Origin of the sequence: Shewanella vaxholmensis (genome assembly GCF_031932135.1) — a bacterium.
GTDB lineage: Bacteria > Pseudomonadota > Gammaproteobacteria > Enterobacterales > Shewanellaceae > Shewanella > Shewanella hafniensis.
The window spans coordinates 146,754-158,210 of sequence record NZ_JAUOEV010000011.1 but is presented as its reverse complement, the minus strand read 5'-3'; the positions used below and the strand labels follow the sequence as shown (position 1 = coordinate 158,210).

The following is an 11,457-nucleotide window of genomic DNA, read 5'->3' as shown; positions in this document are numbered from 1 at the left end:
CCAGATAGCACCTGTTTACCCCAATACAAAATGTAAAAGTTAACCAGAGTCGAGGCACCTTAGTTGATGTTGGCGTAAATTCAGTTCGTGCCCATTAGGTCAACAAATCGGTATGAACCGAATACACAGGCTTTAATCCCCTCGCTAACTCGCCAACACCACAGACTGTTCAATCCAGCCCAAGGCAAATGCGTACAATCAACACAGGTGCAAAAATGCCTCAGTTAGATTAATCTGACCTTCCTTTACTTGCTTATGGTGCTTATCTTGCGGTACACGGCCGATTTATTAGAAATGCGCAGCTTTAAGCGTTTCGAGACCGAACTCGCACACTTAGGCTTTACGCATTTTAAACCCTTAGCGCCACTTCGCCCTTGGGTGCAGCGCTACTTTCATTTGCGCGTAGCGACCGATTTACCGCAGAACATTGAGCAGACATTTTATCCGGACGGCGGCACTAGCCTGCATTTCTATTTCCCAACGCCAACACAATCGCTAACTCAAACGATAAGCAGCGATGAACCCAAAGTGTTGTTTCATTGCGGTCAAAGCCGACATTCCCACGCCTTTTTGCCAGGAATCGAGCTGCTGATAGTTCGCTTTCACCCCGGCGGCGCGTTTCATTTACTCGGCATTGAACTGCAAGATATTAAGTCTACAACATCAGTGACGGCTATTGATGCGACGCAATTGCAGCTAACAGGATTGGATCAACTGCTATCACAACTGGCGCAAACCAATCAACCAGCCCGACGCATCGCATTACTTGAGCATTGGCTATTGCAACTCAACCAGCGGCAATTTACTGCGGCCTTATCTCGGCATGAATGCGCGAGGATTGGCTTAGTGCAGGCGAGTTTGCCAAAGCTTATTCAAACCCAAGCCAGTTTAGAGGATTTCTACGGACAACTGCCCCTAAGTCGTCGTCAGTTTGAACGAAGATTTAAACAAGAAACCGGATTGTCGCCAGCGCAGTTACTGCAGTTAAACAGAGTCAAAGTCGCCCGTAACCTACTCAGTCAATCACCTAACCTCAGCCTAGTGCAAGTTGCATTCGATTGCGGATTTTACGATCAAGCCCATCTACATCAACACTTTGTGCGAGTGACACAGCAAACGCCAGGACAATACAAAAAGCGTAAAATGTCGCAAATCTCCAATCCTACGTCGCGCTAACCGCTTAGATTGAAGCCTCAGCTTATAGGAGGCTTTTATGTCAGAACGTATACCACGCCAGCAAATTTATCAGCTACAACCCGCACTCGCCAACGCACTGTTAAGCTTAGACAAAGCAGCCGGCGACTCCCACTTTGCGCCATTACTGGTGCATTTAGTCAAGCTCAGAGCATCGCAACTCAATGGCTGCGCGTTTTGTCAGCGAATGCACGCAGAAGAAGCCAGAAGCGACGGTGAAGAACAGCTGCGTTTAGATTTACTTGCCGCTTGGCATGAGGTCGATGGAATCTTTAATGAACGGGAACGTGCAGCGCTGCTCTGGACAGAAATCTTAACCCAAGTTGCTACTGCACCCGTGCATGACAGTCAATATGCGGCGCTTACTGAGCATTATTCCGAGAAAGAAATTGTCGACCTCACCAGCTTAATCATTGCCATTAATGGCTGGAACCGCATCGCGATCGCCTTCCACTTGCAACCCATATAGCAGCAAATAAATGGACAATAAAAAGGGCACCTAATCGGGTGCCCTGTTTGTTGGTATCACTATGCCGTTCGTATCGCTATGCCGTTAACTTAAGGTCAGCGCGACAATTTTAAGTGGATGATTGTCATCGAACGAAGGGAAATCTTCATGGGGATCAAGCCAAGTGTGCGCTGTGACTGTACGACCTTGTTTTTCAACGCAGCGTACTAAACTGTCAAACCATGCTTGGCGCTCAACTTTCGCCACATTGTTGCAGCAAACGATAGTGCCGCCGACTTTAGTCGCCATTAATGCAGGCTTAAATAAACCTTGATAATCATTGATCAAATCGACAATACCGAAAGCACTCTTGGCATAACGCGGTGGATCGAGGAACACGAGATCAAACTGGGTTTGCGGCAATTTTGGGTAGCTCGGTAATTTTTGATTACGGCGCCCTCCCACACTTAAACCAGCCAATTGGCGCAATGCCGGAAACGCATCACTCTGCACAAACTCACACACATTGGACACCTGATTTAACGCCGCATTCGCTTTGCCCGTCGCTAAAGCAAAGGAAGAAAAATCGACGTTCATCACCCGAGTCGCGCCGCCGATGGCTGCCGCTGTACCAATGCCGCAGGTGTAAGAAAATAAATTCAGCACGGTTTTATCTTGGCTGTTTGCCCGCACATATTCACGACCAATGCGCATATCGAGGAATAACAGCGGATCTTGTCCTTCGTGGCGCAGTTTAGTGCTGAACTTAATACCATTTTCCTGCATGACTCGCTCAGAACTCGCGATCTCTGTCAGTGCCGGTGATAACGCGTTCAATACGCGGGAATTGCCTAATGAGCGGTCGTTATACACAATCGGCAAATCGGTCTGTTGCAGCAAAACGGCGCTAATATCGCTCAACTCTTCGTCGGTTAAGGTCTGATGAAAACTCTGCACTAGCCAAGTATCGCCGTAACGGTCGACATTCAAGCCACTCACGCCTTCGACTGTGCCATGGAACACCCGAAAACAATCGGTTTGATCCTGTTCTGCTTGTTGTAAAAAATCATGGCGTTTCGCCAGAGCCGTCGATAACAGCGTTTGAATAGACATAAAAAGCGGGACTCGCGCAGCGGAAACCTGCGTAAGGTTTCAAGAAGGAAAACGGCATAATAACAAACTAGGTCGCAGAATATCGGATAAATTCACCAAAAGAGCGCTAAATTGCAGGCTTTGGCCCGTTCCAACGAGGGCCCGACTCCCTTAGCATAGCTCTCTCGATAGCACTGTTGGATATAAGGTCAGATACCGCTCATGCTGATCATTTGAATAATCATTAGCTTGAAATCTAGCGCTCACGTTTCGGCTAGCGTCAGTGCGCTCTTAACCTAAGCCGTTTTCTGAGTGCCCTTTCATTCTTAGTGCATCTCAAACTCACTTCACCCGTTTACTATTATGTTCACTGAGCCCTTGATGTATAAGGCTAAAGCATGCAGATGGATTTTCTAACGGCAGCAGATGTCCATATCGCTTATCTTCTAAAAATACTGTATCCGGCGTGAGCTGTTGCCAGCGCTGCCAGGTCGCTTCAGAAAAGAACACTGACGGTTTCCCTCGGATGGCGACGCAGGGAAGCTTTATCTGCTTCAATATCGATAATACATTCGGCGGTTGAGTGTAGTTATGCGCTTCCCATCGTTTAGGAAACTTCAACATGAATTGGCCATCATTGTTTTGATGAATCCCAAATTGAGCTAAGGCGATAAAAGCCTCATCATCAAAGCGTTTGTATAGCTTACTCATTTTGCAATATTCGATATATTGCTCCCGGGTTTCCCACACATCGCGCTTCTTTAAGGTGTTTTTTGCGGGCGCGGTCAGATTCATTAACGATTTAGGCATTAACTTAGCCAACCAAGCGATAGGGAGCGATACCATTGCAGGTTCAATTAGTATCAGTGCTTTAAACAAATCAGGTCTTTTATTGGCGGCAAGAATGGTGCTGGATGCTCCCATTGAATGGCCAATTCCGATAATCGGCGCACTGCAATGCCGCTCAATATGCAAGATCAAATCATCGGCATAAAGCTGCCAATCTCGGCGCTTAGGCGGCATACCTGCATCAGGCCATGTCGGCCTTAACTCGAGTGCATTAAGGCTGAACGCTTGCTTCAACTTGGCCAATAAGGGCGCATAAACGCCTAATGGAAAACCATTGGCGTGGTAGAAATGAGCGGGGTCGCCAATATCTGAAAAGGTTTTAAAAACCTGAGCCTGTTGTAATTCAGTCCAAATTTGATCCATCAAATCCCACTTATCGAGCCCCACTGTTATAGTTCAACGGATTCAATCGTACCAATCTAAGCCGCTAGGCACCTTACGCTCAAGCTACGAAATCTAGCGATGAAATCAAACCTGTCGATATCAGTCTTTACGACAGCCTTAAAAGGTCATTAAATCACTTCAATTAACGACTCTAATCCGGGCGCGGTTTTTGTCGGCACAAACTCTATCACTTCAAACTCGGCAACATCGGCAATGCAGAAAGGATCTTGCTGCAAAATAGCCTCTAGCGCCGCGCGACTCTCAGCCTTAGCAAGGATGACGCCGCCGGTACGTGGCACTTTGCGACCTGAGGCGACAAAAGTCCCTGCGGCATAATACTGCTCAAGGTAGGCAATGTGCGCGGCTAAATGTAACTCCACTTCGGCAATAGGCTTTTTATAGGTGAGCGAAACAACAAACATAGGTATCCTCTTATTCAGCAAGTCGGGGCTTATACAATAGGTTTCTTCCCGCTGACTATATAGTGCGGTCCTAATATATAGTGCGGTCCTCAAGTGTCAAATGAACTTAGCCTCCAGCAAAGTTAAAAACAGTCAACAGCAGGTTGCACCTCTGTTTACGTGTGGTTATCAACCCATGATGAATACGTATGTAAGCGGTTGTACCTAAAACCAAGGCAAGGCTACTATAAATCCGCTCGTTTCACCCTCTGCTTGTGGGGTTTGAGATGTGTGAGGTCGTTTCTGATAGGGTTATATACAAGGATTACTATCAGGCTTAAGTTCTTTCTGCTGACTGGCTTTGAGCCATTCTTTTGGACTGACTCGTTTTAATTAAGGTGTTAAGTCCAAATGTGAAATGAATTTATCGGCGAATATGCTTCTGAGGGAGAGGTATATTCGCCATTTTTTCACAGAGCTGACTCATTCATAGCATGCGCGAAACCATAGCGAACAAGCTTTGAATCAGACTCTTAGCTGTTTCGAGGATGCGCTGGCTTTTACACACAAGCCTCTTTGCAGTGATGAATAGCGAACCACATAAAAGCAAAGTACAGTGCCAATCCATTGCTCGGCAAAACAATTAAAACAATAAGCACTCAAGGCAGAAATACTGCCGGCAACAGAAAGGAAGTTCAATGTCTTCGAATCATCAACAGGCTAATCAAAAAGATAGCCATCAAGCTGCCACGCCTCAGGCGCCGCATTCATTCAAGCAACAACCTGAGCTGAATTTCTGGCAAATTTTTAATATGTGCTTCGGTTTTTTAGGCATTCAATTTGGTTTTGCCCTGCAAAATGCTAACGTCAGCCGCATTTTCCAAACCTTAGGTGCATCTATCGATGAAATCCCCATTCTGTGGATTGCCGCGCCGCTGACGGGTTTATTGGTTCAACCTATTATTGGTTATTTGAGTGATAAAACCTGGGGACGCCTTGGCCGTCGCCGCCCTTATTTTTTGATTGGCGCGATTTTTACCACTCTTGCTATTTTTATCATGCCGCACTCACCTACCCTGTGGATTGCCGCGGGCATGTTGTGGATCATGGATGCCTCGATCAACATCGCCATGGAGCCGTTTCGCGCTTTCGTCGGTGACAATTTACCTAAAAGCCAGCGTACCCAAGGCTATGCCATGCAAAGCTTTTTTATCGGCATTGGCGCTGTGGTCGCGTCAGCTTTACCTTATATTTTGACTCACTTTTTTGCTGTCGCTAATACTGCACCAGCGGGTGAAATTGCCGACTCCGTGCGTTATGCCTTCTATTTCGGTGGCGCAGTGTTATTGCTCGCGGTCACTTGGACTGTCGTATCGACAAGAGAATATTCCCCCGAAGAATTAGCCGCCTTTAACGCTAAACAAATCGATGCAGAGGATGAAACTTTAGCTCGCACTCGTACCCGCAAGGATTATCAATTTGCGTCCTTCGTGTGGATGGGTCTCGGCGCCTTGCTCACCTTCGCTATTTGGGCGCAGGATTTAGATAAGCAACTGTATATCTTAAGCTTAGGGATTTTCGCCTTTGGCCCATTGCAACTGTATTGCGCGCTGCGTTTGGGCAATTCACAACCCGCTGAACGCAATAAGCTCGGCATGGTATTTAGCGTGGTCGATGACTTATTCCATATGCCCAAAGCCATGCATCAACTGGCGATAGTGCAGTTTTTCTCTTGGTTTGCGTTGTTTGCCATGTGGATTTACACCACAGCTGCCGTGACGTCTTACCATTTTGGCAGCAACGATGTATTGTCCCAAGCCTACAACGACGGCGCAGATTGGGTTGGCGTGCTGTTCGCCTCCTACAATGGTTTTGCCGCGATTGCCGCGATTTTTATACCTATGCTGGCTAAGCGTATCGGCATCAAACTGACGCACACGGTCAATATGTTCTGTGGCGGTATCGGGTTGATTAGCTTCTTTATTAAAGACCCAAGCCTGTTATGGCTGCCTATGATAGGTGTCGGTATCGCGTGGGCGTCCATTTTATCTGTGCCCTACGCCATGTTGTCGGGCATGTTACCCCCGCAAAAAATGGGCGTTTACATGGGGATTTTTAACTTCTTCATTGTGATCCCGCAGCTTCTCGCCGCCAGTGTGCTGGGTTTAGTGCTCAATGGTCTGTTCGATGGTCAACCTATTTATGCGTTGATCACAGGTGGCATCTTGATGATGTGCGCAGGTATTGCGGTACTTTTTGTTGAGCAAGAGATTGTGGATCAAAATGACCAAAGCGCCGCCGTAAATAGCAAAACCAACTTAACCACAAAAGCCGCAAACAAAGTTAACTGACAGTTCACTAAGTGCTGTGGCGCTGAATAAGATGGCACTCAATTAAGTGCCATCTCCTTAAGTGAGGCTCTTTTAGATGCCAGGCCGTTAGATAACAGTCAGTTAGATGCTAGGTCTTTAGATAACAATCAGTTAGTCGGCATATAGCCAGATACATTAAGCGCGGTGAACTCGGCCAGTTGGCGATTCACCGCAGCATGAAGCTTTTATATCAATTCAATCACTATAAAAATATAACCATTATTTGGGGAGAACGAGATGGAATCTAGTCCTACGCCGCAGCAGGATCTGCACACTAGCCAAACCCGTCACGCACAAACGTTAACAAGGCGCAGCCGCCTAGCGCTTGCCGTCGCCGCAAGTCTATTAGGGACAATAGGATTCACAGCCTGTTCACCCTCATCGAATTCAGCAACACCGAGCATGAGTGGCAATGCCGCATCAAATGTGCAGCAGGTTGCGCCCGGCGCACCGGGTAAAGCGCCGACTTGGGCATTTTCGGGTAAAACCGGTATTGGAACGTCTTACGAGCCTTACACCCAAGGTCAATACCAAGATGCCAAGCAAAATCCCATTAGCCGCGTTTGGTTCTCCCTCGCCCAAGGTATTTTAACCGAAACCATGTATGGTCTTATTCACAATGCGCAGCTCAAAGAACTGCAATTTGTGGTCACGGGTAATGGCTTTGTCGATACCGAAAAAGATAACACCATCAGCAGCATAGAATATTTAGATACCGATGCTAACGGTCGCCCACAATCCCTTGCCTATAAAATTATCAATAAAGATGTTGAAGGTAAATATCAGATTGAAAAGCATATCTTTACCGATCCTGACCGCGACACCCTAATGATGCGCGTCACCTTTACCGCCTTTGAAGACGGCATTACGCCGCATTTGTATGTCAATCCGCATATCGATAACGCGGGCGCCAATGATATCGGCCGCATCGACACTCATACTGACAATCATGCCAACACTCATGCTAGTAATCAGGCGCTGGTGGCCTATACCGCCGCCAAAGACAGCAGCGTGATGACGGTGAAATCCGATCTCAATTTTGTGCAGGCAACGACAGGCTTTGTCGGCGTCTCTGATGGCCTAGCCGATTTGGCCGATAACGGCACACTCGATACGCACTATCAAACGACCAGTGCACAGGATAAATCGACCGTTGGCAATATCGCCTTTACCGCGAGTTACCCTACGCTCATCAAAGCCAAACCCGTCACTTTTAATCTCGCCATCGGTTTTGGTAAAGATGAAACCCAGAGTTTAGCCAATGCCGATGCCACCTTGGCCGCAGGTTATGATGCTGTGCTGAGCGCCTATAAAGGCGATGCCACCCATGTCGGCTGGCACGATTACTTAAGCTCGCTGCCCGCCATCACAAACATGGCCAACAACACGACCGATAACGGTAAGCTGCTGTATACCAGTGCTATGGTCTTAAAAGCGCAAGAAGATAAAACCTATGCGGGCGCACTGATCGCCTCGTTATCTAATCCTTGGGGCGATACGGTTTCAGCAGCCGTTCCGAGTACTGGCTATAAAGCGGTATGGCCGCGTGACTTTTACCAATGTGCCATGGCATTCCTCGCCATGGGTGACACCCAAACGCCCAAAGTGGCCTTCGAATACCTGAAAAAAGTGCAAGTGACCGAAAAGACGCCCGGCTTTACGGGTACGCCGGGTTGGTTCCTGCAAAAGACCCATGTGGATGGCCAAATTGAGTGGGTTGGTGTACAGCTCGATCAAACCGCCATGCCAATCATGCTCGGCTGGAAACTCTGGCAAGCAGGTGTGCTCACCCCTGATGAGATCAGTCACTGGTATCAAGAGATGCTCAAAGGTGCAGCGGACTTTTTGATCAGCGGCGGTGAGGTCAATCTGGATTGGAATCACACCCAAATCACCCCGCCTAAAACCCAGCAAGAACGTTGGGAAGAACAAGCGGGTTACTCCCCCTCAACAACGGCTGCCGTGATTGCCGGCCTTGTTGCCGCGAGTGACATCGCCAAAGAAGCCAAGGATCCCGACTCCAGTAGTCGTTATCTTGCCGCCGCCAAAGGCCTAAGTGATAGCTTAGAAAAACACTTAGTCACCACCCAAGGGCTATTGAAGAACAGCACCGGAGTCAGCACGCCTTACTATTTACGTTTAAGCCCGAATGGCGAGCCAAATACTGGCGATACACTGGCGGCAAATAACGGTAAGCAAGGTTTAGATCAACGTCAGATCCTCGATGGCGGATTTTTAGAACTGGTGCGTTATGGCGTGCGCGGTGCAACCGATAAGCTCATCAATCAAAGTCTTCAACTGATTGATAATACTGAGCTTGAGCACAACCTACGCCTTAAATACGAGTTTAGCGCCAAAGATGGCAGCACTATCCCCGGCTTTAGACGTTATGGCAACGACGGCTACGGTGAGGATACGGTTTCTGGCCATAACTATGCGGAATCGGGCAGCAACAGCGCCGATCAACGTGGCCGAGTCTGGCCCTTCTTCACCGGTGAGCGCGGTCATTTTGAATTAGCACTCGCCCAAGCGAAAGGTGAGCTAACAGGCAATAACGCCCAGCAAACCAAGCAGCAGTTGCTCAACACCTATGTGCAGGGCATGGAAACCTTTGCGAATGCGGGCATGATGTTACCCGAGCAAGCGTGGGACGGTGTCGGCGATGCCACCCGCTACCATTACCAACTCGGACAAGGCACTAACTCGGCCACGCCGCTCGCTTGGACCCATGCCGAATACATCAAACTGGTGCGATCGATGACCGACGGCCAAGTCTGGGATAACTACCCTATCGTCCCAGCGGCATTGAAATAATGTATTGAAATAACATATTAGTCGAACTACAAATTCGGTATATCGCTGGCTAGAACAACCTCTCATAAGTTGTTCTAGCTTTTTTATAGGGGTTTTATAATGCTTGATTTAGCTCCTACTCTCCCCACATAAATTATTTCGATAAGTATCATTGTTAGACTATACTGTTCATACGTACAGTATATTGTGATTTATTATGATGATCCTAGGCCGCTTCGCCAAACATACCCAATATCGGCTCTCGCTATTTAGCTCCTTGATTGCCGCAGGATTTCCGTCACCTGCCCAAGACTATGTAGAACAAACATTAGATCTCAATGAGTTATGCATCAAGCACCCAGCCGCCACGTTTTTTGTCAAAGTCCAAGGGGATTCGATGATCGACGCGGGGATTTTCTCCGGTGATATTTTAGTGGTGGATCGCTCATTACAGCCGGCCCACGGGGATACCGTTGTCGCAGCAGTCAACGGCGAGTTTACCGTAAAGCAATTGCAACTGCGCCCTGTGGTGCAATTACTGCCACGTAATGCCTTATTCTCCCCGATTGCCATCAATGATGAGTCTGAGTTAAACATCTTTGGGGTGGTAACCAACGTGGTGAAAAAGCTCAAATGACGCCCTCACTATTCGCACTCGTCGATTGCAATAATTTTTATGCCTCCTGTGAGCGGATGTTTAGGCCAGATTTAGCTGGCAGGCCGATTGTAGTGTTATCCAACAACGATGGCTGCGTCGTCGCCCGCTCGGCAGAGGCAAAACAACTTGGCATCAAGATGGCGGTGCCTGTGTATCAAATCGCAAACCAACTCCGCCAGCATCACGTTGCGGTATTCTCCTCCAACTATGCACTCTATGCCGACATATCAAATAGAGTCATGACCACCTTAGAACAAATGGTACCGAAAGTAGAAGTGTATAGTATTGATGAAGCGTTTTTAGATCTTTCTCGTCTCGATAAATGCATTGATATTCATCAGCTTGCACTTGATATTTATCAACGAATACCACAGTGGATTGGGATCAGTGTTTGCGTCGGCATTGGACCGACAAAAACCCTGGCTAAACTGGCAAACCATGCCGCGAAACGTTATCCCGCGACGCGGGGCGTGGTTGACTTGCGCGACCGTGAACGCCAACGACGGCTGATGGCGCTTATCCCTGTCGACGAAGTCTGGGGAATAGGCCGTCGGCTTACAAAACGCTTGAACATCATGGGCATAAATACCGCGTTGCAATTGGCGGATGCGCATCCCAAGCTTATCCGCGACACCTTTTCTGTCACCGTTGAGCGCACGGTACGCGAACTTAACGGCATTGACTGTGATGACATACAAGAGGTCGCCGCCACTAAGCAACAAATTATCAGCTCCCGATCCTTTGGCAGCCGTATTGATAATTTAGAAGCGATGCAACAGGCAATCAATGAATACACTTTTAGGGCCTGTGAAAAACTGCGCTCCGAGCGCCAGTACGCTAAAGCAATGTCGGTATTTGTGCGTACTAGCCCTTTTAGCGATGCAACTCCCCAGTACAGCAAATCGCTGTCGGGCAGTTTAGTTCGCCCCAGCAATGATACGCGGGATTTTGTCACCCTTGGCCAAAGCCTACTGCAAAGTATTTGGCGTGAAGGTCATGCCTATGCAAAGGCCGGTGTCATGTTAGGGGATTTTTTTGGTGCTGGCGTGTTTCAGCTCGGATTATTCGATGACGTCACGCCTAGGCCTAAAAGCAAAGAGTTGATGCAGTTACTCGATAAAGTGAACCACAGCGGTCATGGAAAAATTTGGTTTGCAGGACAAGGTATTGACCCGACTTGGGGAATGAAGCGTGAGCAGCTTTCCCCTCGTTACACCACCCAATGGGCACAATTACCCATAGTGAAATAATCAGCAAATCCAGTGG

General features: G+C 48.0%; 9 protein-coding genes. 6 read left to right on the top strand and 3 right to left on the bottom strand.

Annotated features, from left to right (window positions below):
• Positions 1–255: 255 nt before the first annotated feature.
• Together Q4Q46_RS11730 and Q4Q46_RS11725 are read left to right on the top strand one after the other, a co-directional pair.
• Positions 256–1,176 carry a helix-turn-helix domain-containing protein gene (locus tag Q4Q46_RS11730; RefSeq protein WP_311906016.1) on the top strand — a complete coding sequence of 307 codons (921 nt, stop codon included), beginning with the start codon at positions 256–258 and terminating at the stop codon, positions 1,174–1,176.
• A gap of 37 nt (positions 1,177–1,213) precedes the next feature.
• Complete coding sequence (locus Q4Q46_RS11725; RefSeq protein WP_311906015.1) at positions 1,214–1,663, top strand: carboxymuconolactone decarboxylase family protein; 450 nt, start codon at positions 1,214–1,216, stop codon at positions 1,661–1,663.
• An 84-nt stretch (positions 1,664–1,747) separates the two neighbouring features.
• Here the strand turns inward: Q4Q46_RS11725 and Q4Q46_RS11720 are convergent, their stop codons facing one another.
• From Q4Q46_RS11720 to Q4Q46_RS11710, 3 genes are all read right to left on the bottom strand, one after another.
• On the bottom strand, positions 1,748–2,755 hold the full coding sequence (locus Q4Q46_RS11720) for a class I SAM-dependent rRNA methyltransferase (RefSeq protein ID WP_107404604.1): 1,008 nt from the start codon (positions 2,753–2,755) through the stop codon (positions 1,748–1,750).
• 321 nt (positions 2,756–3,076) lie between these two features.
• On the bottom strand, positions 3,077–3,946 hold the full coding sequence (locus Q4Q46_RS11715) for an alpha/beta fold hydrolase (protein WP_311906014.1): 870 nt from the start codon (positions 3,944–3,946) through the stop codon (positions 3,077–3,079).
• Positions 3,947–4,095: 149 nt separating this feature from the next.
• Positions 4,096–4,389 (bottom strand): YciI family protein, encoded by a 294-nt coding sequence (locus Q4Q46_RS11710; protein WP_259482351.1) that lies wholly within the window; start codon positions 4,387–4,389, stop codon positions 4,096–4,098.
• Positions 4,390–5,066: 677 nt separating this feature from the next.
• Between Q4Q46_RS11710 and Q4Q46_RS11705 the strand changes: the two genes are divergently transcribed.
• The 4 genes from Q4Q46_RS11705 (at position 5,067) to umuC (ending at position 11,441) form a co-directional block, all read left to right on the top strand.
• Positions 5,067–6,719 (top strand): MFS transporter, encoded by a 1,653-nt coding sequence (locus Q4Q46_RS11705; protein WP_311906013.1) that lies wholly within the window; start codon positions 5,067–5,069, stop codon positions 6,717–6,719.
• Positions 6,720–6,977: 258 nt separating this feature from the next.
• Complete coding sequence (locus Q4Q46_RS11700; RefSeq protein ID WP_311906012.1) at positions 6,978–9,554, top strand: glycoside hydrolase family 15 protein; 2,577 nt, start codon at positions 6,978–6,980, stop codon at positions 9,552–9,554.
• 196 nt (positions 9,555–9,750) lie between these two features.
• Positions 9,751–10,170, top strand: a complete 420-nt coding sequence (gene umuD / locus Q4Q46_RS11695) for a translesion error-prone DNA polymerase V autoproteolytic subunit (protein WP_063883498.1) — start codon at positions 9,751–9,753, stop codon at positions 10,168–10,170.
• The gene (umuC, locus tag Q4Q46_RS11690; protein ID WP_311906011.1) at positions 10,167–11,441 is read left to right on the top strand and encodes a translesion error-prone DNA polymerase V subunit UmuC; all 1,275 of its coding nucleotides are present in this window, start codon (positions 10,167–10,169) and stop codon (positions 11,439–11,441) included. Before umuD ends, umuC begins: the two co-directional genes overlap by 4 nt.
• The last annotated feature ends 16 nt before the right edge of the window (positions 11,442–11,457 follow it).